This is a genomic window from Streptomyces afghaniensis (assembly GCF_044327915.1).
GTDB classification, from domain to species: domain Bacteria; phylum Actinomycetota; class Actinomycetes; order Streptomycetales; family Streptomycetaceae; genus Streptomyces; species Streptomyces afghaniensis.
This window is the reverse complement of the sequence record NZ_JBIRGJ010000004.1, coordinates 177,814-202,045: the sequence shown is the minus strand read 5'-3', so window position 1 is coordinate 202,045 and position 24,232 is coordinate 177,814. Positions and strand designations below refer to the sequence as shown.

At 71.3% G+C, this 24,232-nt stretch carries 19 protein-coding genes; 14 read left to right on the top strand and 5 right to left on the bottom strand.

The window, feature by feature from the left end; all coding sequences use genetic code 11:
* Positions 1–137: 137 nt before the first annotated feature.
* From ACH4G3_RS15465 to ACH4G3_RS15450, 4 genes are read left to right on the top strand one after another with little or no spacing between them, the layout of a single operon-like run.
* On the top strand, positions 138–1,280 hold the full coding sequence (locus ACH4G3_RS15465; protein WP_397624929.1) for a sugar ABC transporter substrate-binding protein: 1,143 nt from the start codon (positions 138–140) through the stop codon (positions 1,278–1,280).
* A complete protein-coding gene (locus ACH4G3_RS15460) occupies positions 1,277–2,788 on the top strand; it encodes a sugar ABC transporter ATP-binding protein (protein WP_397624928.1) in 1,512 nt (503 codons plus the stop codon). The genes ACH4G3_RS15465 and ACH4G3_RS15460 overlap by 4 nt, the downstream gene beginning before the upstream one ends.
* 27 nt (positions 2,789–2,815) lie before the next feature.
* On the top strand, positions 2,816–3,910 hold the full coding sequence (locus ACH4G3_RS15455) for an ABC transporter permease (RefSeq protein WP_397624927.1): 1,095 nt from the start codon (positions 2,816–2,818) through the stop codon (positions 3,908–3,910).
* Between the two features lie 2 nt (positions 3,911–3,912).
* Positions 3,913–4,974, top strand: a complete 1,062-nt coding sequence (locus ACH4G3_RS15450; protein ID WP_397625493.1) for an NAD(P)-dependent alcohol dehydrogenase — start codon at positions 3,913–3,915, stop codon at positions 4,972–4,974.
* Here ACH4G3_RS15450 and ACH4G3_RS15445 read toward each other — a convergent pair.
* The 4 genes from ACH4G3_RS15445 to ACH4G3_RS15430 form a co-directional block, all read right to left on the bottom strand.
* Positions 4,962–5,666, bottom strand: a complete 705-nt coding sequence (locus ACH4G3_RS15445; protein WP_397624926.1) for a DUF4328 domain-containing protein — start codon at positions 5,664–5,666, stop codon at positions 4,962–4,964. The genes ACH4G3_RS15450 and ACH4G3_RS15445 overlap by 13 nt on opposite strands.
* 118 nt (positions 5,667–5,784) lie before the next feature.
* Positions 5,785–6,567 (bottom strand): ThuA domain-containing protein, encoded by a 783-nt coding sequence (locus tag ACH4G3_RS15440; protein ID WP_397624925.1) that lies wholly within the window; start codon positions 6,565–6,567, stop codon positions 5,785–5,787.
* Positions 6,568–6,570: 3 nt separating this feature from the next.
* The gene (locus ACH4G3_RS15435; protein WP_397624924.1) at positions 6,571–7,335 is read right to left on the bottom strand and encodes an SDR family NAD(P)-dependent oxidoreductase; all 765 of its coding nucleotides are present in this window, start codon (positions 7,333–7,335) and stop codon (positions 6,571–6,573) included.
* Positions 7,336–7,395: 60 nt separating this feature from the next.
* A complete protein-coding gene (locus ACH4G3_RS15430) occupies positions 7,396–8,637 on the bottom strand; it encodes an acyl-CoA dehydrogenase family protein (protein WP_397624923.1) in 1,242 nt (413 codons plus the stop codon).
* Positions 8,638–8,831: 194 nt separating this feature from the next.
* On the opposite strand from ACH4G3_RS15430, the gene ACH4G3_RS15425 reads away from it, so the two are divergent.
* The 8 genes from ACH4G3_RS15425 to ACH4G3_RS15390 all read left to right on the top strand — a co-directional run bounded on the left by ACH4G3_RS15425 (position 8,832) and on the right by ACH4G3_RS15390 (position 19,295).
* The gene (locus ACH4G3_RS15425) at positions 8,832–10,370 is read left to right on the top strand and encodes an AMP-binding protein (protein WP_397624922.1); all 1,539 of its coding nucleotides are present in this window, start codon (positions 8,832–8,834) and stop codon (positions 10,368–10,370) included.
* A gap of 28 nt (positions 10,371–10,398) precedes the next feature.
* A complete protein-coding gene (locus ACH4G3_RS15420; protein ID WP_397624921.1) occupies positions 10,399–11,004 on the top strand; it encodes a histidine phosphatase family protein in 606 nt (201 codons plus the stop codon).
* Positions 11,005–11,032: 28 nt separating this feature from the next.
* Positions 11,033–12,223, top strand: coding sequence for an acetyl-CoA C-acyltransferase (locus ACH4G3_RS15415; RefSeq protein ID WP_397624920.1), 1,191 nt, complete (start codon positions 11,033–11,035; stop codon positions 12,221–12,223).
* 18 nt (positions 12,224–12,241) lie between these two features.
* Positions 12,242–13,219, top strand: a complete 978-nt coding sequence (locus tag ACH4G3_RS15410) for a PDR/VanB family oxidoreductase (protein WP_397624919.1) — start codon at positions 12,242–12,244, stop codon at positions 13,217–13,219.
* Positions 13,220–13,302: 83 nt separating this feature from the next.
* A complete protein-coding gene (gene icmF / locus ACH4G3_RS15405; protein WP_397624918.1) occupies positions 13,303–16,530 on the top strand; it encodes a fused isobutyryl-CoA mutase/GTPase IcmF in 3,228 nt (1,075 codons plus the stop codon).
* A 56-nt stretch (positions 16,531–16,586) separates the two neighbouring features.
* Positions 16,587–17,447, top strand: coding sequence for a 3-hydroxybutyryl-CoA dehydrogenase (locus ACH4G3_RS15400; protein WP_397624917.1), 861 nt, complete (start codon positions 16,587–16,589; stop codon positions 17,445–17,447).
* Positions 17,448–17,535: 88 nt separating this feature from the next.
* Complete coding sequence (locus ACH4G3_RS15395) at positions 17,536–18,507, top strand: ATP-binding cassette domain-containing protein (RefSeq protein ID WP_397624916.1); 972 nt, start codon at positions 17,536–17,538, stop codon at positions 18,505–18,507.
* Entirely contained in the window at positions 18,504–19,295 is a 792-nt protein-coding gene (locus ACH4G3_RS15390) for an ABC transporter permease (RefSeq protein WP_397624915.1), read from the top strand. The genes ACH4G3_RS15395 and ACH4G3_RS15390 overlap by 4 nt, the downstream gene beginning before the upstream one ends.
* Here ACH4G3_RS15390 and ACH4G3_RS15385 read toward each other — a convergent pair.
* Entirely contained in the window at positions 19,276–22,410 is a 3,135-nt protein-coding gene (locus ACH4G3_RS15385; protein ID WP_397624914.1) for an ATP-binding protein, read from the bottom strand. The genes ACH4G3_RS15390 and ACH4G3_RS15385 overlap by 20 nt on opposite strands.
* A 367-nt stretch (positions 22,411–22,777) precedes the next feature.
* On the opposite strand from ACH4G3_RS15385, the gene ACH4G3_RS15380 reads away from it, so the two are divergent.
* A complete protein-coding gene (locus ACH4G3_RS15380) occupies positions 22,778–23,542 on the top strand; it encodes a B3/B4 domain-containing protein (RefSeq protein ID WP_397624913.1) in 765 nt (254 codons plus the stop codon).
* Between the two features lie 3 nt (positions 23,543–23,545).
* Entirely contained in the window at positions 23,546–24,154 is a 609-nt protein-coding gene (locus ACH4G3_RS15375) for a LysE/ArgO family amino acid transporter (protein ID WP_397624912.1), read from the top strand.
* Positions 24,155–24,232: the final 78 nt, after the last annotated feature.

The following is a 24,232-nucleotide window of genomic DNA, read 5'->3' as shown; positions in this document are numbered from 1 at the left end:
CCGCCCTTTCGCGCCGTTGTTCCGGAATTTCTTGCGGTAGCCCTCTCCCCAAGCCCGCTGGGCCATGTCACACTCCGACCCACTTGAGGCTGTAGTGCCTCATAAGTTTCTCCGTCACACCACGGGAGTGCTCAACGATGAGTTCCAGACCCCGTCGCGCGGTCCGCCGCGCCCTGACCGCGATCCTCCCCGTCACCGCTCTGCTCGCCCTCGCGGCATGCGGCTCCGGGACCACTCCGGCTGCCGGCCCGACTCAGGCGGGGGCGCCCGGTTCCCCCGGCCTGACGGCGGCCCGCGCCGCCCTGGCGAAGTACTCCGAACGACCGGCCACGATCTCCGTGACCCAGCCCGTGGGCAAGGCGATCCCCAAGGGCAAGAAGATCGACTTCATCCTCTGCGGCGTCCAGTCCTGCAAGGACCTCGCCGACTTCTTCACCGAGGCCGCGAAGGAACTCGGCTGGCAGGTCAAGCAGATCGCCACCCAGGGCACCCCGGAGTCCGTACAGGCCGCCTACGAGCAGGCCGTACGAGACAAGCCGGACGCCGTCGTCGCCTCCGGTTTCCCCCGTGCCGTCTATGCCAAGCAGCTGGCACAGCTGAAGGCGGCCGGCATCCCCGTCATCCAGTCGAACGCCGACGACGTGACGGGCGACGGCATCTCCCTGCTGAAGAACGGGCCGAAGGACGTCGGCGTGCAGGGCGAGATGCTCGCCTCATGGGTGGTGTCGAACAGCGGCGCCAAGGCGGACACCGTCTACTTCGATCTGCCGGCGTACACGATCCTCAAGCCCGTCAAGGACTCCTTCGCGGGCAAGTACAAGGAATGGTGCGACGGTTGCGCGCTCGACAACGTCGACGTGCCGATCACCGCGGTGGGCAAGGACATGCCGGACCGCGTGGTGTCGTACCTCCGGTCGCACCCGAAGGTGACCCATGTCGTCTTCTCCCTGGGCCTGCTCAACGTGGGTGTGCCGGCCGCCCTGAAGACCGCCGGGATCACCGGCAAGCACATCGTCGTCAACGTCGGTGACGCGCAGAACTACCAGTACATCCAGAGCGGTCTCACCGACGGCGCGATGGCGCTGAACTCGCACGAGACGGCGTGGCTCCAGGCCGACGCGCTGGCCCGGCACTTCACCGGTCAGTCCATGGCCGTGGGCCAGAAAGCGGTACTGCCCAACATGCTCGTCACCAAGGACAACCTGCCCTCGGCCGACGGTGACTTCCCGATCGTCGAGGACTACGAGAAGCAGTTCAAGGCGCTGTGGGGACTGAGTTGACCGGGCCGGTACTGCGGGTGGCGGGACTCTCCAAGAGATTCGGCGGCACCCAGGCGCTCAAGGACGTCGATCTCGAGGTCATGCCCGGCGAGATCCACGCCCTGATCGGCCCCAACGGCTCCGGCAAATCCACCCTCATCAAGATCCTCGCCGGCTACCACCACGCGGAGCCGGGTGCCGTCGCCGAACTCGACGGCGAGCCCTTCGGGCTCGGCCAGGTCACGGCCTCCCGCCACGACCGGCTCCGTTTCGTCCACCAGGAGCTGGGGCTGGTGGGCGAGTTGAGCGCCATCGACAACCTCGCGCTCAGCCATGGCTTCGCCCGCACGGCCTTCGGCAACATCCGCTGGCCGGAGATGGAGCGGCGGACGAGCGCCCTCGTCGAACGGTTCGGCATCGGCATCGACGTACGCAGACCCCTGATGACGGCGACCCCCGTCCAGCGCACGGTGGTGGCCATCGCCGCCGCGCTGCAGGGCTGGGAGGGCCGCCGCGGGGTCCTGGTCCTCGACGAACCCACCGCGGTGCTGCCGCCCGGCGAGGTGGCCCGCCTCTTCGACATCGTGCGGGAGGTCCGCGAGGCCGGCGCAGGCGTCCTCTACGTCTCGCACCGGATGGACGAGATCTTCGCTCTCGCCGACCGGGTCACCGTGATCCGCGGCGGGCGCCGGATCGCCACCCGCCCGGTCGCCGAGCTCACTCCGCGCCTGCTGGCGGAGCTGATGGCGGGCGAGGAGACGGAGACCGCGCACCGTCCGGCGGCCCCTTCCGGTCCTGCCGACCCTGTGCTGGAGGTCCGCGACCTGTGGGCCGGGCCCCTGCGGGGAGTCGGCTTCGACCTGGCCGGGGGCGAACGCCTGGGCATCACCGGGCTGGTCGGCTCCGGCCACGAGATCGTGCCGTACGCGGTGTGCGGGGCCCATGCCGGGCGGGTGAGCGGCAGGCTGCGGTTGCCGGAACGCTCCGAGCGGTGGACCGAGGCGCGTGACGCGAGCGGCCTGGGTCTTCCTCTGGTCCCGGCGGACCGGGCGGGCGAGGGAGTGATCGGCGATTTCTCGGTCGGTGAGAACCTCACCCTGCCGCTCCTGGACCGGCTGCGCTCCCGTTCCGGGCGGCTGCGCCGGCGCCGCGAGTCCGCCCTGGCGGAGGACTGGATCCGGCGCGTCGGAGTGCGTACGGCCGGACGCGGGGCCAGGATCACCACGCTGAGCGGCGGCAACCAGCAGAAGGTCGTCATGGCCCGCTGCCTGGCCGGACGGCCGCCGGTGCTGGCGCTGTGCGAACCCACGGCGGGCGTGGACATCGCCACCCGTCTGCAGCTCTACGACCTGATAGAGCGTCAGTCCGACGAGGGCATGGGTGTCCTCGTGTCCTCCTCCGACACGCAGGACCTGCTCGCACTGTGCACCCGTGTCCTGGTGGTGCGGGACGGCCGGATCGCACGGGAGATCAGCGGCCGGGACATCACCGAGCCCGCGCTCGTGCACGCCATGGAAGGAACCGAGTGACATGAGTACCGGAAGGAACCGAGTGACATGACGTCCACCCCGACCCGGACGGCGGAGCTCCCGCCGTCCGTACCGGAGAGATCCACGGTGTCCGTCCCGGGGACACCGGTCCGGCGGGCGGCGGCCGCCCTGTCGTTCCGGAACATCGGCGCCGTGTACGTGTGGCTGGTCATCGTCGTGCTCTTCACGGTGTGGGCGCCGGACACGTTCCCGACCACCATCACGGTCAAGCAGGTACTGAACGGCAACGCCGTGGCGGGCCTGGTCGCGCTCAGCGTCGTACCACCGCTGGCCGCACGCGTCTTCGACCTCTCCATCGCCTTCACCATGTCGCTCACCAGCGTGCTGACCGCCTACTTCATGGTCTCCGCCGGGCTCGGGCCCGGCACGGCCATCGCCCTGGCGATGACAGCCGCGCTGCTGGTCGGGGTCGTCAACGGCATCGTGGTGGTGGTCCTGCGCGTCGACTCGTTCATCGCCACCCTGGCCACCGGTGCGCTGATCCAGTCCCTGATCACCATGGTCACCGATGACAGCTCGATCACCGGTGTGCAACTGCTCGCCCAGCCGTTCGCGAGCATCGCCCAGCTGGACGCCGGCGGCGTCACCCTGCCGGTGCTGTATCTGCTGCTGGCCGCCCTCGCCATCTGGTTCCTGCTGGAACACACCGCCTCCGGACGCCGGTTGTACGCGACCGGATTCAATGCCGACGCGGCCCGGCTGCAAGGAGTGCGCACCGACCGGCTGCGCTTTCTGACCCTGGTGGCCGCCGCGCTGCTCTCCGGTTTCGCCGGTGTCGTCTTCACGGCCTCGGTCGGCTCGGGATCGCCGACCGCGGGCACCCCGTATCTGCTGTCGGCCTACGCCGCCGCCTTCGTCGGGGCGACCCAGTTGCGCGCGGGCCGCTTCAACGCCTGGGGCACGGTCCTCGCCGTCCTCCTGCTCGGGACCGGCATCACCGGACTCGGGCTCGCCACCAGCGCCCAGTGGGCCGCGAGCCTGTTCACCGGCTCGGTCCTCATCGTGGCGCTTGTCCTCACGGGGGGCCGGATCGCCCTGCCCGCCGTGCTGCGCCGCCGGGCGAGAACCCGGCCGAACCCGTCCACCAGCAAGGAGATTTGATGATGAAGGCACTTCAGTACCGGCGAGTGGGGCAGGCGCCCGAGGTCGTGGAAGTCCCGGTACCCGAACCCGGCCCGGGCCAGGTGCTGCTGCAGGTGACGGCAGCGGGGCTCTGTCACTCCGATCTGGCGGTGATGGGCTGGCCCGAGGAGCAGTTTCCCTACGCCCTGCCGATGACCCTCGGTCATGAGGGCGTCGGCACGGTGGCGGCGCTGGGTGCCGGTGTCACCGGCGTGACGGAGGGCGAGGCGGTGGCGGTGTACGGCCCGTGGGGCTGTGGGCGCTGCCACCAGTGCGCCGAGGGCAGGGAGAACTGCTGTCCGCACGCCGCCGGGCTCGGCATCCTGCCGCCGGGGCTCGGCTCACCCGGTGCCCTGGCGGAGTACATGCTGGTGGACTCGCCCCGGCACCTGGTGCCCCTGAACGGACTCGACCCCCTCCAGGCGGCACCCCTCACGGACGCCGGGCTGACCCCGTACCACGCGATCCGCGGAGCCCTGCCGAAGCTGCTGCCCGGCAGCACGGCGGTGGTGATCGGCGTCGGTGGTCTGGGGCACCTCGCCGTGCAGCTGCTGCGCGCGCTGACCCCGGCCCGGGTGGTCGCCCTCGACGTGAGCAAGGAGAAGCTGGAACTGGCACGTGAAGTCGGCGCGCACGAGACGCTCCTCTCCGACGGCGAGGCCGCCGCACGGATCCGCGCGGTCACCGGCGGCACGGGAGCGCAGGTCGTCCTGGACTTCGTCGGGGCCGAGGCGACCCTGGCGGTCGCCGCCGCGTCGGTGGCGGTGGCGGGCGACGTCACCGTCGTCGGCCTCGGCGGGGGCACGCTGGCCGTCGGCTTCGGGGGCGGGCTGCCGTTCGAGGTGTCGGCCTCCTTCCCCTACTGGGGCAGCCGGACGGAGCTCATGGAGGTCCTTGAGCTCGCACGCCAGGGTCTGGTGTCGTCCCACGTCGAGACCTTCACACTGGAACAGGCGCCCGAGGCGTACGAGCGCCTGCACGCCGGGGAGATCGACGGCCGCGCGGTGGTACTGCCGCACGCCTCGTCGCCTCACGCGCTGTAAGGGCTGCTCGCGGTCGCCTTCAGCCAGTGCATGGAGGTCAGGCGGACGGCGAAGTACACCGCGGCCACGGCAGCGGCGATGTGCACGGCGTCCGCTGCCATGTACTGCATCACCGCGGCCCGAGTCTCCGTGAGGGTCCCTGCGCTCTCGTAACGCGACGAGGCGTACAAGCCGTACAGCGAGCTGGAAACGAGCAGACCCCACCACAGGTTCACGGGCCAGATCCCCGCCCGGTACGGTTCCCCGTCGGCGGGCAGGGGTGACGCCGCACCCCACATGTCGACGGCGATGCGGTACGGCAGCCAGAAGTTCGCCAGTGGGATGAGCCAGCCGCCGATCGCCCAGCCCGGACCCTTACGGAACCGATCGGGTGCCAGCAGCCCGGTGTTGCGCCGCGTCCAGAAGAACCAGGCGACGAAGAGGACCGCACAGGGCAGGAACACGATGCCCTGAACGTTGCCGGCTGTCTGGTACAGCGAGTACGCAGCGTCCAGCCTTTGCTGGGGAGCGGCGGCGAATCCCTGGTCCTCGTCGATGAGCAGGTAGATCCGGGCTCCGGCGAAGACGGCGAAGACATCGCTGAGGGCGACGATCGCGAGCGCTGCCGACGCCGCGGCCAGCAGGCCGCGCGCCGAGCGTGGTGTTCCGCTCGGCAGCATGCGACGCGGACGGAGTTCATTGGATGCGGACATGACGGTGGCCCCCCACGGGCGGAGAAGGAAAGGCCCGCGAAGAGCGCGCGCGGAGGCACGGTACGCCTGATGCGCGGCGCCGTCCATGACGATCCGCAGGTCGGACACGTCCCGCGCTTCACCGAGCCGGGCTTCGCGCGCCCACCGTCCGCTCCACACAGCGCCCGAGCACCGTCAGGAACTCCGGTGTCTCCCAAGGCCCCACATCCACGCGCCCGGTGTCGTCCACGCCGAGGTCCTGCATGTCGTACCGGCCCCGGCAGTGGCCGAGGGTGAAGTAGCAGACCTCGCCGAGGCCGTGCCGCTTGAGGTACAGCACCGGCCGGGGCGCGCGGTCGAGGGCCGCCGTGTCGCCCTCGGCGAAACCGCGGCACGGCCCCGTGTACTCGGTGTGCAGCAGCACCTCCAGCTCGCCGTGGAGTTCGCACACGTACAGCTCGTCGGTGACGGTGAACGACCCGATCCCCGCGACCAGCGGATGGTCGGGCCGGGTCACCAGCACCTCGTACGGCTCGATCGGCGGGTGGGCCAGGAACTGACTGCCGAGCACCTTCGCCAGGTCCCCGAGCAGCCGTGGCGTCGTGAACACCCGCGGGCCGCTGCCCGTCGACGGCTCGATCACCGCGTTGGTGCCGTGCAGGGCGAGCCAGCGCCCGCCCCGCTCGACGAACCGTGCCAGCGCGGCCCGTTGCGCCGGGCGGGGCCGGACGTCGCAGGTGTAGGTGACCAGCAGGTCGGCCCTGTCGAGCGCGGCCACGCAGTCGTAGTCCTGGTACACCGTGGTGCGCACCCGGGGATGCTCGCCGAGCAGCTCCAGCAGCCTCAGTCGCGCGAGGTCGAAGTCGTGCCAGCGCCCGCCGCAGACCAGTACGGCGTCCAGGCGGCCGGCCGGGCCACCCACGGCTCAGTACTGGACGCGGGTGAGCAGCCCGCCGTCCACCACGAGGTTGACCCCGACACAGAAGGAGCCGGTCCGTCCGAGCAGGAACGCCACCGCCGCGGCCACGTCCTCGGCGGTGCCGTAGCGGCCGATGGGCAGCTTGGCGAGGACCTCCTCGTACACCTCGGGGCGGCTGCTGCGGATGGTCTCCCAGGCGCCGCCGGGGAAGTCGATCGGGCCGGGTGAGACGGTGTTGACGCGAATGCCCTTCGGCGCGAGGGAGTGCGCGAGGGCCGAGGCGTGCTGGACGACGGCCGCCTTCAGCGCGGAGTAGGAGTTCGCTCCGGCCGGGCGTGCGGTGTCGGAGGCGTTGGTGGTGCCGATGGCCACGACGGCGGCCCGGTCGGAGGCCTCCAGGTGCGGCAGGGCGGCCTCGACGAGCCCCGCGAACGGGATCAGGTCGCCGCGCAGGCTGGCCTCCCAGGACTCGGGGCCCTTCACATTGCCCGCCGACACGTTGGACACCAGCAGGTCCAGGCCGCCGAGTTCACCGGCCGCCCGCTCCACGAAGCCCGCGAGGGCCGCCGGGTCGGTGACGTCGACCGGCTCCGCGAACACCGTGGCCCCCTCGCCGCGCAGTTCGGCGGCCGCCTTGGCCAGCCCTTCCTCGCCCCGGGCGCACAGGGCCAGTGCGCAGCCCTCGGCCGCGAGGGTTCCGGCGATCGCGCGGCCGATGCCCCGGCTCGCGCCGGTCACCAGCGCCTTCGCTCCTGTCAGTCCCAGATCCATCGATGTCACTCCTTCGTGATTGCCGAAACGGTCCCGGTAGCCCGGTCGCCGAGAAGTCCTTCAGTTGCCGGGGAGCTGCGAGAACGGCACCCGGTCCGCCCGCGGCTCCGGCGGCAGCTTCAGCACCCGTTCGCCGATCAGGTTGCGCTGGATCTGGTCGGTGCCTCCCGCCAGCCGGTAGCCGGGGGCACCGAGCAGGTGCTGCGTCCAGGCGAAGGTGCCCGGTTCCCCGGTGTCGGCGCTGATGCGCGCCCCCATCAGCTCGGCGGCGACCTGTCCCGTGCGGGTGAGCAGGTCGGATGCCATGAGCTTGGTCAACGACGCCTCGGGCCCCGGCCGGCCGCCGGACGCGCTCGTCCTGGCGACGCGGTCCACGGTGGCCGCGCGCAGGGCGGCGCGCACGTACAGGTCGGCGAGGTGCTGGCGGACCAGCGGGTCCGAGGTGCGGTCGAGGGAGCGGGCGAGTGCGAGCACGTCCGCGAAGGTGCCGCCCTTGCGGCGGTTGCCGCTGCCGGAGGCGGTCCGTTCGAAGGCGAGGGTGGTGGTGGCGACCTCCCAGCCCTGGCCCGGCCGCCCGATCCGGAGCCGGTCCGGGACGCGTACGCCGCTGAGGAACACCTCGTTGAAGGAGGCGCCGCCGCTCATCTGCCGGATGGGGCGCACCTCCACGCCCGGGGCGTCCATCGGGACCAGGAAGGCGGTGATGCCGGCCTGTTTGACGACGTCCGGGTCGGTGCGGGCGAGCAGCAGACCGTAGTCGGCGAACTGGGCTCCCGAGGTCCACACCTTCTGACCGTCGATCACCCACTCGCCCTCGTCGGCCTGCCGGGCGCGGGTGCGCAGGGCGGCGAGGTCGGACCCGGCACCCGGCTCGCTGAAGAGCTGGCAGGCCAGCAGGTCGGTGCGCAGGAACGCGCGTGCGTGGTCGCGGAGTTGCTCGGCCGTCCCGAACAGGGAGACGGCCATCGCGACCAGGCGCACGGTGACGCTGATCAGCTCGGTGGAGGGCGGCACCTCGAAGGCGGACTCCTCCTCGGCGAAGACGGCCACGTGGGCGGCGGTCAGGCCCGCGCCGCCCTTGTCCGCGGGGAGGGTCAGCGCCTGGTAGCCGGCGTCGAAGCGGGCCCGCTGGTAGGCGCGGCAGCGCTCCAGCAGCAGGCGTTCCTCGTCCTCGGGGAGGTTGTGGAACACGGCGAGATCGGCGTCTTCTGCGGCGGACTCCGACGCCCGCGCCGGTTCGAGCACGCCGGCCAGCCACTGCCGTACCTGCGTGCGCCATGCGTCCGGATCGGGCTGGGGCATGACTCCTCCTCGGACAGTTACCAGACGAGAGATTCAGTAACGGTGGCGGCAAAGTGGACCCGCCAACCCATTGAGCATGAAGGAATGCCTCCGCTCGGGATCAGAGTGTTCCGTACTTTCTTGATAAACGCTACAGTCACCGCATCACCTCTCCCCTCGATTCGGGAGAGGCCCGATGAGCCGCCGGAGGAGCCATGTCGCTGCTGCCACTCGACCGTCGCGCCCAGGAGACACCCGAGGACCCCGCCGTGGTGGACGACTTGGGCGTGCTGTCCTGGTCAGGCCTCGCCGACCAGGTGGCGCGGGCGGCGGCACGGCTGCTGGAGTTCGCGCCCGGCCCCGAGGACCGGGTCGCCGTCCTCGGGGACAACGCGATCCTGACGCTGGTGGCCCATCTGGCCGGCCTGCGGGCCGGGGTCGGGACCGTGGCCACGTCCCGGAACCTCACCTCGGGCGAACTCGTCGACCAGATCATCGACGCGGGCGTGACCGCGATCGTCACCGGCCCCGCCGGGGCGGGCGCGGCCCTGGACGCGGCCCGGGAACTGGGCCTGCCGCTGGTGACGCACGGAACGCCGGCCGTCGGGCACGCCTTCGACTGGGACCTGTGGCTGGCGGCCGCACCGGCAGGACGCACCGTCCCGACGGACCGGCCCGCCCGGCCTCCGCTCGTCTACACCTCGGGCACCACCGGACGGGCGCGGGGCACCGAGGTGCGCTGGGTGAGCGGCCCGGTCACCGACAGCGCCGCCTACCTCGCCGCGATGTCCGCCCGGCCCGGCTTCCCGCCGGGGCCCCACCTGGTGTGCGGTCCGCTCCAGCACAACGCGCCGCTGACCTCGCTGCGGCATCTGGCGGCCGGTCAGCCGGTGGTCGTCCTCGGCAGATACGACGGGGAGACGTTCCTCAGCCGGGTGCAGAGATGGCGGGTCTCCTCGACGGTGATGGTGCCCACCCACTTCCAGCGGCTGCTCGCCCTCCCGGAGGAGGTCCGCGCCCGGTACGACGTCTCCAGCCTGCGGCAGGTGTCCCACACCGGCTCCGCGTGTCCGCCGGACGTGAAGCGGGCCATGATCGAGTGGTTCGGCCCGGTGCTGACCGAGTCGTACGGCGCCAGCGAGGCGGGGACCGTGGCCCGCATCAGCAGCACCGAGTGGCTGGCGCACCCGGGCTCGGTCGGGCGCGTCCGGGCCCCGTTCGAGGTCCTGGTCACCGATGACGACGGCCGGCCGCTGCCGCCCGGCGAACGCGGACTGCTGGCCTTCCGGGCACCCGACGACCAGGGCGTCCGCTACCACGCGGACCCGGACAAGACCAGGTCCGCCTACCTCTCCCCCGGCGTCTTCACGCTCGGCGACATCGGCTACGTCGACGCGGACGGCTACATCTTCATCACCGACCGGGCCGCGGACGTGGTGGTCTCCGGCGGCGTCAATCTGTACCCGGCCGAGAGCGAGGCGGTCCTGCGCCGGCATCCGGCGGTCGCCGAGGTCGCGGTCGTCGGCGTGCCCGACCCGGACTTCGGCGAGTCCCTGCGGGCGCTGGTCGTGGTGGCGGCGGACGAGCCGCCGGCCGACGAGCTGGACCGGTTCTGCCGCGAGCACCTCGCCGCCCACAAGTGCCCGAAGTCGTACGAGTTCGTCCCCGAGCTGCTGCGCAACGCGATGGGCAAGCTCGACAAACGCGCGATGCGCCGCCCGTACTGGCACTCCGAACGGACCATCGCCGGCTGAGCCGGGCTCACCCCAGTAAGGACCACCCATGACCGAACTCCTCCTCATCCGGCACGGCCTCCCCGTGGCGGGCGTGTTCGACCCCCGGTTGTCGCCGGAGGGCACCGCTCAGGCCGAGCGCCTCGCCGCCTGGCTCGTGCACGAGGGCGTCGACGCCCTGTACTCCAGCCCGTACCGGCGTGCCCGCGAGACCGTGGCACCCCTGGAACGCCTCACCGGCATGACCGCCACCGTCCTGGACGACCTGCGCGAATGGGACACCGACGTGTCCCAGCCCTACATGCCGCCGGAGCAGATCGGCGCGGACGATCCCCGGGCGGCGGCGCTCGCCGAGGGGCGCTACGAGGACTTCGTGCCCGAGCTGGACTGGGACGCCTTTCGCGCCCGCGCCGGGCGGGCCATGGACACCATCCTCGACGCCCATCCCGCAGGGCGGGTCGCGGTCGTGTGCCACGGCGGCATCACCAACACCTATCTGGCGACCGTGCTCGGCCTGCCCACGATGTTCTGGTTCCACCCCGACTACACGTCCGTCAGCCGGGTGCGGCGCATGCCCGGCGGCCGGATCGTCCTGCACTCGGTGAACGAGACGGCCCACATGGTCGCCGAACGCGCCGTCGACGCCGTCGCCTGACCCGCCCCACACCCCAGGAGGTCCCGGCATGCCCGGATCCGTCATCGTCGCCGGAGCAAGAACGCCCATCGGCAGGCTGACGGGTGCCCTGAGCACCGTTTCCGCGGTCGACCTCGGCGCCCACGCCATCGGCGCGGCACTGGCCGCCGCCCGTCTGGACCCGGCGGCGGCGGAAGCCGTCGTCATGGGCCATGTCGTGCAGGCCGGGGCCGGCCCGAACTCGGCACGGCAGGCGGCGGTCCGCGCCGGCATTCCGTTCTCCGTCCCCGCGAGCACCGTCAACAAGCTCTGCCTGTCCGGTCTGCACGCCATCGCCCTGGCCGACCTCATGATCGCCTCCGGCCGCCATGAAGTGGTCGTCGCCGGTGGCATGGAGTCCATGTCGGACGCCCCGCACCTGCTGCGCGGGGCGCGCACCGGCTGGAAGTACGGCTCGGCCGCGGCCGAGGACGCCCTCGACCGCGACGCCCTGGTCTGCGCCTTCGACGGCGTCTCCATGGGCGCGGCCACCGAGCGCTACCAGCGGCCGTACGTCCTGAGCCGGGAGGAACAGGACGAGTACAGCGCGCTGTCCCATCAACGTGCCTCCGCCGCCCAGGAGTCGGGCGCGTTGTCGGAGGAGATCGCCCCCGTCACCGTGGCGGGACGCCGGGGCGAGACGGTGGTGGACACCGACGAGGGCGTACGGCCGGGAAGCACTGCCGAGAGCCTGGGGCGCCTGAGGCCGGCCTTCTCCAGCGCCGGCACCATCACCGCGGGCAACTCCTCACAGCTCTCGGACGGCGCGGCGGCCCTCGTCGTGATGAGCGCGCAGCGCGCCCGGTTCGAAGGCCTGACACCACTCGCCGAGATCGGTGCCTACGGCACGGTCGCCGGCCCCGACCCCTCACTGCTCGTCCAGCCGGCCGGCGCGGTCCGCGACGCCCTGTCCCGGGACGGCCGCCTGAAGGCCGCCGACCTGGACCTGTTCGAGATCAACGAGGCGTTCGCCGGAGTGGCCCTGGCCTCCGTACGGGAGCTGGACATCCCGCTCGACAAGGTGAACGTCAACGGCGGAGCGATCGCGCTCGGGCACCCGGTCGGCATGACCGGAGCCCGGCTGGTGCTGACTCTCGCGGCCGAACTGCGGCGGCGTGGAGGCGGCAGCGGAGCGGCGGCCCTGTGCGGGGGCGGCGGCCAGGGCGACGCGCTGTTGCTGCACGTGCCGACCCAGGACTGAACCCGGAGCCGAACCATCATGAACGTCCAGCTGACCTCGGTCGACACGACCCTTGTCGTGGCGGCCCGTACCGTCGCCGCCGACGGCGTCGTCTCCCTCACCCTGCGCCGCGCCGACGGCGGGATGCTCCCCGCCTGGACGCCGGGCGCCCACATCGACGTACTCCTGGCCGGAGCCGACGGCGAGAACGGGGATCTGATCCGGCAGTACTCCCTGTGCGGAGACCCGGCCGAACGCGACTCCTGGCAGATCGCCGTGCTGCGCGAGCCGCGGGGCCGCGGCGGCTCCGCGTACGTCCACGACCACCTGTGCGAAGGCGCCGCCGTGCGGGTCCGCGGACCGCGGAACAACTTCCCGCTGCGGCCCGCCGCACGCCACCTGTTCATCGCCGGCGGCGTCGGCATCACGCCCATCCTTCCGATGGTGGAGGCCGCCGAGGCCGCGGGGGCCGACTGGCGTCTGCTGTACGGCGGGCGCACCCGGACCTCCATGGCGTTCCTAGACCGCCTCGCCCGGCACGGGGACCGGGTACTCGTCCGTCCGCAGGACGAGTACGGCCTGCTGGACCTCGCGGCCCACCTCGGCGTACCCGAGGAAGGCACCCTGGTGCACGCCTGCGGTCCCGAACCCCTGCTTCAGGCGGTGCAGGAGCAGTGCGCGGACTGGCCCCCCGGCACGCTGGGCGTCGAACGGTTCGCCCCGGTGCGGACGGCCGCCACCGGCGCGGCCGAGGCCTTCGAGGTGGAGCTCGCACGATCCGGGCTCACCCTCACCGTGCCGGCGGACCGCTCGATCCTGGAAACCGTGGAGCAGGCCGGTGTCGCGGTCGACTTCTCCTGCCGGGAAGGCACGTGCGGCACCTGCGAGACCGACGTGCTCGACGGCAAGCCCGACCACCGCGACTCGCTGCTGACCGAGGACGAGCGGGCCGCCGGCGACACCATGCTCATCTGTGTCTCGCGCTCGTGCGGGACTCGCCTCGTTCTCGATCTGTGACGGTGATCACTCCCAGCAATTTACTAGGACGTCCTAGTATCTCTTCTGTCGACAGTACCCCCGCCCCGTCCGGGAAGGCCCCCATGAGTGATCTGCACCGGCCCGTGCATCCTGTCCGCCTGGTCACGGCTTCGGCTCTGTTCGACGGGCATGACGCGTCGATCAACATCATGCGGCGCATCTTCCAGTCCCAGGGCGCCGAGGTGATCCACCTCGGGCACAACCGGTCGGTGCGGGAGGTCGTGGACGCCGCACTGGAGGAGGACGCCCACGGCGTCGCCGTCTCGTCGTACCAGGGCGGGCACGTGGAGTACTTCGAGTACCTGGTCGAGTCGCTGCGCGCGGCGGGAGCCGACCACATCCGTGTGGTGGGCGGCGGAGGCGGCGTCATCGTGCCCGAGGAGATCGCCCGGCTGCGCGGCAGCGGGGTGACCATCTTCTCGCCCGAGGACGGGCAGCGGATGGGCCTGGCCGGGATGGTCAACTCCGTTGTCCAGGACTGCGACTTCGATCTCTGGGACGGCAAGCCGGCCGACGCGGCCGCCGTGCTGGCCGGCGACCGGTTCGCCATCGCCCGCGCCATCACCGGCGCGGAACTGGGCAAGCTGCCCGGGGAGTTTCTGGAGCAACTGCGGGCCGCCGCCGCGGCACGGGTCATGCCGGTGCTCGGCATCACCGGCACGGGCGGCTCGGGCAAGTCGTCGCTGACGGACGAGCTGGTGCGCCGCTTCCGCCTCGACCAGCAGGACAAGCTGCGGATCGCCGTGATCGCGGTCGACCCGACCCGCCGCCGCGGCGGCGGGGCACTGCTCGGTGACCGGATCCGGATGAACTCCTTGGACGGGAACCGGGTCTTCTTCCGCAGCCTGGCCACCCGTGGCAGTCGCGAGCTGCCCGAGCACCTGACCGACGTCATCGACGTGGTCAAGGCCGCCGGGTTCGACCTGGTGATCGTGGAAACTCCGGGCATCGGCCAGGGCGACGCGGCGATCGTGCCGTTCGTCGACACCTCGCTGTATGTGATGACACCGGAGTTCGGTGCCGCCTCGCAGCTGGAGAAGATCGACATGCTCGACTTCGCCGACGTCGTGGCGATCAACAAGTTCGAGCGGCGCGGCGCGCAGGACGCCTTGCGCGACGTCGGCCGCCAACTGGTCCGCAACCGCGAGGCGTTCGGCAAGCGGCCGGAGGACATGCCGGTGTACGGCACCTCGGCGGCCACCTTCAACGACGACGGCGTCACCGCCCTCTACCAGCACCTGAAGACGGGCCTGGCCGAGAAGGGCCTGCCGCTGTCCGAGGGCGCGCTGGCACCGGTCGCGGTACGCCACTCCTCCGGCATCCGGCAGGTGGTCCCCGCGGGCCGGGTGCGCTACCTCTCCGAGATCACCGACACGGTCCGTTCGTACCACGCCGAGACCACGCGCCTGGCCGGGGCGGCCAGGCGCGTGCAGCACCTGGAGGCGGTCAGGGACGAGCTCGTCGAGGCCGGCTCCGACGCGGCGAACGTGCAGTCGCTCCTCGACGACGCCCGCAAGCAGCTCCCGCACCAGATCACGGAGCAGATCGGGAACTGGCCCGCCGTCATCGCCTCCTATGCCGGGGACGAGCAGGTGGTGAAGGTCCGGGACAGGGAGATCCGCACCAAGCTGACCCGGGAGTCCCTGTCCGGCAACAAGGTCCCGCGCGTCGCCCTGCCCCGCTTCACCGACCACGCGGAGCTGGTGCGGTTCTGGCGCGGGGAGAACCTGCCCGGCTACTTCCCCTTCACGGCCGGGGTGTTCCCCTTCAAGCGCGACGGCGAGGACCCGGCGCGGATGTTCGCCGGCGAGGGCGATCCCTTCCGCACGAACCGGCGCTTCAAGCTGCTCTCCGAGGGCCAGCCGGCCACCCGCCTGTCCACCGCCTTCGACTCGGTCACGCTCTACGGCCGCGACCCGGACGAACGCCCCGACATCTACGGCAAGGTCGGCACGTCCGGGGTGTCGGTGGCAACGCTCGCGGACATGAAGGCCCTCTACGACGGCTTCGACCTGACCGCACCCACGACCTCGGTCTCCATGACCATCAACGGACCCGCGCCGACGATCCTGGCGTTCTTCCTCAACACCGCGATAGACCAGCAGACGGACCGGTTCCGAGCCGCCGAGGGCCGTGACCCGTCACCCGAGGAGGCGGCCGAGCTGCGGGCCCACGCGCTCGCGAACGTGCGCGGCACGGTACAGGCCGACATCCTCAAGGAGGACCAGGGCCAGAACACCTGCCTGTTCTCCACCGAGTTCTCCCTGCGGATGATGGCCGACATCCAGGAGTGGTTCATCGCCCACAAGGTCCGCAACTTCTACTCCGTGTCCATCTCCGGCTACCACATCGCCGAAGCCGGCGCGAACCCCATCAGCCAGCTCGCCTTCACCCTCGCCAACGGCTTCACCTACGTCGAGGCCTACCTCGCCCGGGGCATGCACATCGACGACTTCGCCCCGAACCTGTCGTTCTTCTTCTCCAACGGCATGGACCCCGAGTACTCCGTCCTCGGCCGGGTCGCCCGCCGTGTCTGGGCCGTCGCGATGAAGGAGAAGTACGGGGCCAACGAACGCAGTCAGAAGCTGAAGTACCACGTCCAGACCTCCGGACGCTCCCTGCACGCCCAGGAGATGGACTTCAACGACATCCGCACCACCCTCCAGGCCCTCACCGCCATCTACGACAACGCCAACTCGCTGCACACCAACGCCTACGACGAGGCCGTGACCACCCCGTCCGAGGAGTCGGTGCGGCGGGCGCTGGCCATCCAGCTCGTCATCAACCGCGAGTGGGGCCTGGCGATGAACGAGAACCCCCTGCAGGGGTCGTTCATCATCGACGAACTCACGGACCTGGTGGAGGAGGCCGTACTCCAGGAGTTCGAGCGGATCAGCGAGCGCGGTGGCGTACTGGGCGCGATGGAGACCGGCTACCAACGGGGCCGCATCCAGGACGAGTCGATGCTGTACGAACAGCGCAAGCACGACGGCACCCTGCCCATCATCGGCGTCAACACCTTCCTGCGCCCCGGGGGCGACAGCCGGCCCCAGGAACTGGAACTCGCCCGGGCCACCGAGGAGGAGAAGCAGTCCCAGCTGGAGCGCGTGCGGGACTTCCACACCGGCCACCGCGACCGGGCCCACGACGCCCTGGCCGCTCTCAAGAACGCGGCGACGAACGGCGACAACGTCTTCGCCGTCCTCATGGACGCCACCCGGGTCTGCTCGCTCCAGCAGATCACCGAGGCCTTCTTCGAGGTGGGCGGCCAGTACCGCCGCAACGTCTGACCCAGCCCCGTAGCCCCGGAAACCAGCCCGCAGCCACTCAGCAGATAGGACCTCAGATGGACCCCGTCACCCGTCTCGGCGTTGTCGGCTGCGGCCTCATGGGCTCCGGCATCGCCGAAGTCGCGGCCCGCAGCGGCATCGACGTCCGAGTCGCCGAGGCCACGCCGGACGCGCTGGAGGCAGGCCGCCGCCGGCTCACCGCCTCACTCGACCGAGGCGTACGGCGTGGCAAGCTCAGCGAGGAGCAGCGGGACCAGGCCCTCGCCAGGCTCTCCTTCACTCACGACCTCAGCGACCTGGCCGACCGCCAGTTCGTCGTCGAGGCGGTCGCAGAGAACCGCGACATCAAGACGGAGGTCCTGCGCACCCTGGACAAGGCGGTCGAAGACCCCGCGGCGGTCCTGGCCACCAACACCTCCTCCATCCCCATCGTCGATCTCGCCGTCGTCACCGAGCGGCCCGCGCAGGTCATCGGCATGCATTTCTTCAACCCCGTGCCCGTGCAGCAGCTGGTGGAGCTCATTCCCGCCCTCACCACCGGCGCGGACACCGTGCTGCGCACCCGCGGCTTCGCCGAGCAGCTAGGCAAACAGGCCATCCAGGCGCCCGACCGCTCCGGCTTCGTCGTCAACGCCCTCCTCGTGCCCTACCTGCTCAGCGCGGTACGGATGGTGGAGTCGGGCTCCGCACAGCCGGAGGACATCGACCGGGGCATGGAACTCGGCTGCGCCCACCCCATGGGGCCGTTGCGGCTGCTCGACCTCATCGGCCTCGACACCGCCCAGGCCGTGGCCGAGTCGATGTACGAGGAGTTCAAGGAGCCGCTGTACGCCCCGCCCGCCCTGCTGCGCCGCATGGTCGCCGCGGGCCACCTCGGCCGCAAGAGCGGCCGGGGCTTCCACACTTACGACGCCTGAACGACGCTGCTCCCCCTGAGGGCGAGTTTCAGGGCGCTGAAAGCACCCTGAAACCGCGCTGAACGCGCCCTGCCGCAACCTCTGCGGCATGACGACAACGACATCCCGCTCACTTGCCATCGCGGCCAAGGGGCTGCGCAAGGCGTACGGAGAAAAGACGGTTCTCGACGGCATCGACCTGGCGGTGCCGGCCGGCACCGTCTTCTCCCTCCTCGGCCCGAACGGCGCCGGCAAGACCACCGCCGTCAAGATCCTGTCGACCCTCATCACCGCCGACGCCGGCGAACTGCACGTCGGCGGCCACGACCTGGCCACCGCGCCGCAGGCGGTGCGGGCCGCGATCGGAGTCACCGGGCAGTTCTCCGCCGTCGACCGCCTGATCACCGGCGAGGAGAACATGCTCCTCATGGCGGACCTGCACCACCTCTCCCGCGGTGAGGGCCGCCGTACCGCCGCCGAACTGCTGGAGCGCCTCGACCTGGTGGAGGCCGCGAAGAAGCCGGTCTCCACCTACTCGGGCGGCATGAAGCGCCGCCTCGACATCGCCATGACGCTGGTCGGCGACCCGCGGATCATCTTCCTCGACGAGCCGACCACCGGCCTCGACCCGCGCTCCCGGCACAACATGTGGCAGATCATCCGCGAGTTGGTCTCCGGCGGCGTCACCGTCTTCCTCACCACCCAGTATCTGGAAGAGGCCGACGAGCTCGCCGACCGCATCGCGGTGCTGAGCGACGGCAAGCTCGCCGCCGAGGGAAGCGCCGACGAGCTGAAGCGGATCGTCCCGGGCGGGCATGTGCGGCTGCGGTTCACCGACCCGGCCGCGTACCGGTCCGCCGCCGTCGTCCTGCGCGAGGCCACCGGGGACGACGAGGCGCTGTCGCTGCAGATCCCCAGCGACGGCAGCCAGCGCGAGCTGCGCGCCATCCTCGACTGGCTGGACTCGGCCGGGGTCGAGGCGGACCAGCTGACCGTGCACACCCCCGACCTCGACGACGTGTTCTTCGCCCTGACCGGCGGCACCAAGGTCCCCAACCAGTCCGAGGAGACTGTCCGATGAGCGCTCTCTCCCTCGCCGTACGCGACTCGAACACGATGCTGCGCCGCAACCTGCTGCACGCACGGCGCTACCCGTCCATGACCCTGAACCTGCTGCTCACGCCGATCATGCTGCTGTTGCTCTTCGTCTACGTCTTCGGAGACGTGATGAGCGCGGGCATCGGTGGCGGCGGCGCCGACCGCTCGGACTACATCGCCTATCTCGTCCCGGGCCTGCTGATGATGACCATCGGCTCCACCGTGATCGGGGCCGCGATCTCCGTCTCCATGGACATGACCGAGGGCCTCATCGCCCGCTTCCGTACGATGGCGGTCTACCGCGGGTCCTTGCTCGTCGGGCACGTCGTCGGCAGCGTGCTGCAGGTGCTCGCCAGCCTGGTCCTCGTCGGTGCCATCGCCGTGGCCATCGGCTTCAGGTCCAGGGACGCCACGGCCCTGGAGTGGCTGGCGGCGTTCGGACTGATCGCGCTGTTCGCCCTGGCGCTCACCTGGATCGCGGTCGGGATGGGCATGGCCAGCCCGAACCCCGAGGCGGCCGGCAACATGGCGACGCCGCTGATCCTCCTCCCGCTCATCTCGAGCGCCTTCGTCCCCATCGACGCGATCCCGGGATGGTTCCAGCCGATCGCCGAGTACCAGCCGTTCACGCCGGCCATCGAGACCCTGCGCGGCCTGCTGCTCGGCACCGAGATCGGCAACAACGGGTGGATCGCGATCGCCTGGTGCGTCGGCCTGACCGCACTCGGCTACCGCTGGTCGACGTCGCTGTTCAACCGCGACCCGAAGTAACCGGCATGACAGCGCGGGCCGCCTCCCGCAACTCGTCCCGCCCCAGGGCGGCGTACTCCGACACCGCGTCGGCGTAGGCCGCCCGGTCGGCGTCCTGGGCCGCCTTGCGGGCGCGGTCCGCCGACATCGTCGGCTGGAAATCGCGCAGCACCCGCAGCCGTTCGGCCAGCGCGATCATCCGGACGGCACCGGCGTCGCCGGAGGCGAGCCCCGCCATACCGAGGGCGTGCAGCACCGTCCCGATCACGGGGAGTTCCATAGGAGAGCCGGCCGGACCGGAGAGCAGGGCCCGCAGCCCCTTCCGCAGCCGCTCGACCGGCTCCGGGACCAGTTCGAGACGGCCGGCGTGCGCGTGGGCCGTCACCGCCACCGCCAGGGTCTGCAGCACCCACCGGTCGAAGAAGGGGTCGCCGCCGGGCACCGGGCCGGCTGCGGCCAGCGGCTGCACGGCGCTGCGCCACAAGCCGAGCCCGACCTCCGTCAGTCCGCGCGCGAGCGCGATCTCTGCGCGCCCGAGGAGGTCCATGCTGTAGTCCTCCTGCTGCGTGGTGTTGGCGCCCTGCGCCTGCCGCAGCCAGTACTCGGCCTCGTCGGGGTCGCCGCGCTGCAGGCAGGCGAGGACCAGGCCCCAGCGGACGCCGATGAGGTCGTGCTCGTCGCCGAGCCGGGGCAGCGCCTGGAGCGCCGCCTTGAGGTGTCCGTACGCCTCCTCGCCCTGCTCCGTCTGCAAGCACAGCTCGCTCAGCCGGGCGTGGCCCATGACCTGCAGGAACGGGTTGTCGACCGGCGCCAGTGCGGCGATGATCCGCCGAGCCGACGCGCGCGCACGGTCGATGTCGTGCTCCGACTCCCACACGTAGGTGGCGACGCACTCCGCGATGCCGGCGAGCAGCGGCTGCTCGCTCTCGCAGAGCCGGTGCAGCACTTCGTAGTCGGGCGGCATCATGTCCGGGATCGCGCCCAGTACCACCGCGACGGCCCGCAGCAGCGTGTCCGGTGGGGCCGGGGGCAGTCGACGGAGGGTGACGAGCTGGCGTACGACGTGCGGGCCGTAGCCCATGAACAGGCTGGCTGTGCACAACACCGCGGCGGCGCGGGCGACTTCGACGTGTTCGGGCTCGGGGTGGTAGTGCGACAGCGGCCGGCCGGTGTCCGCGGCGAGGGCGGTGAGGCGGGGGTAGTTGGAGCCGGTGGACCACAGGGCGGCGAGGACGGCGGTGAGGGCGGCCGTGGTGGGGCCGTCCGTACGGGCCAGGGCGTACCGCAGGGCCGGCACGAGGTTGTCCTGCTCGGCCCTGACCCGCTCCCAGGCGGTCAGCGGTTCGGAGCTGAAGAGCCAGTCGTGGTACGCGACCCCGAAGTCCCGCGCCCAGGCGAGGAACCGGCCGACGGCCTCCTCTTCCTCGCCCGCCTCGGCACGCCGGGCCGCGCTGAACTCCCGTACGGTCTCCAGCATCCTGAACCGCGCGCCGGCCGGGGTGTCAACGACGGTGAGCAGCGACTGATCGGCCAACTGCTCCAGCAGGAACAGCGCGTCCTCGCCCAGCACCCGTTCCGCCGCCTCGCCCGAGAAGCCACCGGGGAAGACGGACAGCATGCGCATCGCGGCCCTGGCCTCACCGTCCAGCAGATTCCAGCTCCACCCCACGACCGCGTGCAGTGTGCGGTGGCGCTCCGGAACGTCCCGTGCCCCGCCGCGCAGCAGCGCGAACCGGTCGCCGAGGCGGCGGGCGATCTCCGGCACCGACATGACCCGCACCCGCGCCGCGGCCAACTCCACGGCGAGCGGCAGCCCGTCGAGGTGGCCGCACAGCTCGGACACTTGGTCCGGCGGCAGTTCCACGCCGGGCCGGGCCGCCCGGGCCCGCTGCGTGAACAGCTCGACCGAGGTGTCGGGACGGAGTTCCGGCAGCGCGTACACCGCCTCCGACGTGAGGCCCAACGGGGCCCGGCTGGTGGCCAGCACCCGCAGGTCCCCGGAGGACGAGAGCAGGGCCTGGACGAGGTCGGCGGCGCCCCGGATGACCTGCTCGCAGTTGTCGAGGACCAGCAGAGCGGGCCCGGAGCCGATGACGCCGAGGATGCCGGACACCGGGTCGGCCGAGGTGTGGCCGCTCACGACGCCGGGCCGCCTCTCACCCGCGCCGAGCGCGGAGGCCACCTCCACGGCCACGTCCTCGTCCACCGTGACACCGGCGAGCGGCACGAAGTACACCACGCGTTGCTCGGCCCGGCGGCTGACGGCGTGCGCGAGCCTGGTCTTGCCGAGGCCGCCGGGGCCGACGACGTTGACGGCGCGGGAGGCGCTCAGCAACCGCTGGACCGCCGCGATGTCCTCGTCCCGGCCGAGGAGCGGGTTCGGCTCGTGCGGCACGCCGTGCCGGACCACAGGTGCCTCGCCGCGCAGCAGTTCCCGCTGTACGGCCTTGAGCCCGGCGCCCGGATCCGTGCCCAGCTCGTCGCGGAGCTCCCGGCGGTACGCCTCGTACCGCATCAGCGCGGCGGACGGGCCTGTCGTCGCCGCCTCGCAGCGCAGCAGCTCGACGAGCACCTCCTCGTCGCGCGGATGCTCCGAAGCTGCCACGGCCAGCGGCCCGGCCGCCTCCGCGTGCCGTCCGAGGCGGGCGAGCGCGAGCGCCCGCGCGCGTAGGAGAGTGCCGCGGACGGGGGCACGCTCGGTGCGCAGGGCGGCTACCGGGTCGTCGGTGTCGTACGCCTCGTCAGGGGTGCCCTCCCACAGTGCGAGCCCGGCCTCGGCCGCGGCCAGCGATCCCGCGTGGTCCCCGGCCCTGGCCCGTTCCGCGCTCGCGGCGGCGTGCAGCAGCAGCGCGGAGCTGTCGACCTGGTCCTCGGCGAGGGTGAGCCGGTACCCGGTCGGTGTGCCGGCGATGACGTCGGCCCCCAGCTGCGCCCGCGCCCTGGACACGAGGACCTGCACCGCTTTCGCCGGCCGCTCCGGCAACGCGTCCGGCCACAGTCCCGCCACCAGGCGCTCGGTGCTGCAGCCCGTGCGCAGGTCGCCGGCGAGCAGCGCGAGGAGGCCGCGGAGCCGCGGCGCGGTGATCTCCTGTCCGCGATGGGCGACACGCGGCAGGAGGGTCAGGTCGGTGGTCACGCGTGCAGGTTAGCCAAGGTGCCCGCCACCCCCACCGTCGTCCTTGGCACCGGTTGCGCACGAGTTCAGCCACACCACACAAGGAACTCGCCATCCTTGAGACCACCGATTGCATGCGGGGCAAGCTCCGGGCTGGACTTGATGGACTGGACACGCTTCGCAAACGTGACGCCCCAAAAGGGCGGCGGCAGTCCCCTGGTCATGTCCCACGAGGACGTGAGCCGTGAGCCACGCCTGACGTGCGGGCGTTCGTGACAACGGCTGCTTTCACGCGTTGTCAGGGCACGGAGCCACCCGTGCCGGCCTTCAACGGCGCAGGCCCCACCTACGCACCGGTACCGCAGGAAGACTAGGAAAATCTCCCCCCATGCCTGACGTTGTCACGAGTCAGTTCGCCCAAACCGAACGCTGTTTGCGCCTCTCGATCGCACCGGAGGTCGCTGCCCGCTATCCGGAGTGCCACACCGCCGTCATCGTGGCCCTCGGTCTGGACAACTCCGGATCGTGGCCCGAGACGGAATCCGAACTGACCGAGCTGGAAGCCGAGGTGAGAGCCGGTCGACGGCAGATGCCCGGCGAGGACCATCCGGCCATCGCCGCCTGGCACGACCTGCTCCGCAGTTTCGGGACCAACCCGCGGCGGATGCGGCCGAGCGTCGATGCGCTGGGTCGGCGGCTGGCCAGGTCCGGGAGGCTGCCGCGGATCTCACCTCTCGTCGACACCTGCAACCTCGTCTCACTGCGTTACACGCTGCCCACCGGCGGCTACGACCTCGATCACATCCGACATGGCTTCACCCTGCGGCAAGCGGGGCCGGGCGATGTGCACATTCCTCTCGGGCAGCCCGAGGAACGCGAGACGCCCGTACCCGGCGAAATCGTGTACGCCGATGGTCATCAGGTGCTGACGCGCCATTGGAATCACCGGGACGCCGACAACACCAAGGTCACGGAGAACACTGCAGATGCCGTGCTGTTTCTGGAAGGGATTTCGCCCGTGATCGCCCCGGACGTACTGGAAGAGGCCCAGCGGGAGCTCGCGGACCGCGTGGCTCCCCATGCCTCGTCTGTCACGCTCCACACCTTCGACCCGGCACAGGAGACGACGGTGACCTGGGTGCCGACGCGCTGATCCGTGGATGCCTACTTCGCCGGGATGCTGCTCGGCCTCGCCATGATCACGCCCATCGGGCCGCAGAACATCTTCCTCATCAACCAGGGCTTCACCTTCGGCGTACCGCGGGTGTTCGTGGCGGTCGTGGCCGCCGGTATCTGCGACACCGTCCTCATCTCTCTCGGCGGTGCCGGGACCTCAGCGGTACTCAACCGCATCCCCGGGATCAAGTCCTTCCTCCTGGCCGCCGGCGTGGTGTTCCTGACGTACCTGGCGGTCAAGTCCTTCCGGTCGCGTCCAGAGGACTTCGACCAGTCCACACCGCCTGAGATGCGCTGGCGCCGTGTGGTTGCGCAATGCACCTCGGTCACCGTCTTCAACCCCCACGCCGTCCTGGACGTGGTCGGCATCCTCGGTGTGGCCATCGCCGCCCAGGCTCCGGATCACCGCCCGATCTTCGCCGCGGGGACGGTCAGCGCCTCCTGGCTCTGGTTCACCCTCCTCGCACTCGGCGCTTCGACGCTGAGACGCTGGCTGACGCCTCAGCGGCGGGTGTGGATCGACCGTGGATCCGGCACTCTCATGCTCGTTTTCGCCGCCCTCTTCCTGGGTGAACTCCTCCGCTCATGATTCGTCCTTCTACGCGGCCGCGCTCGCCCCTGTAAGCGTCGCGGCCGGCTCCCCCTGCCCCGCACCCGAAGGGAATCG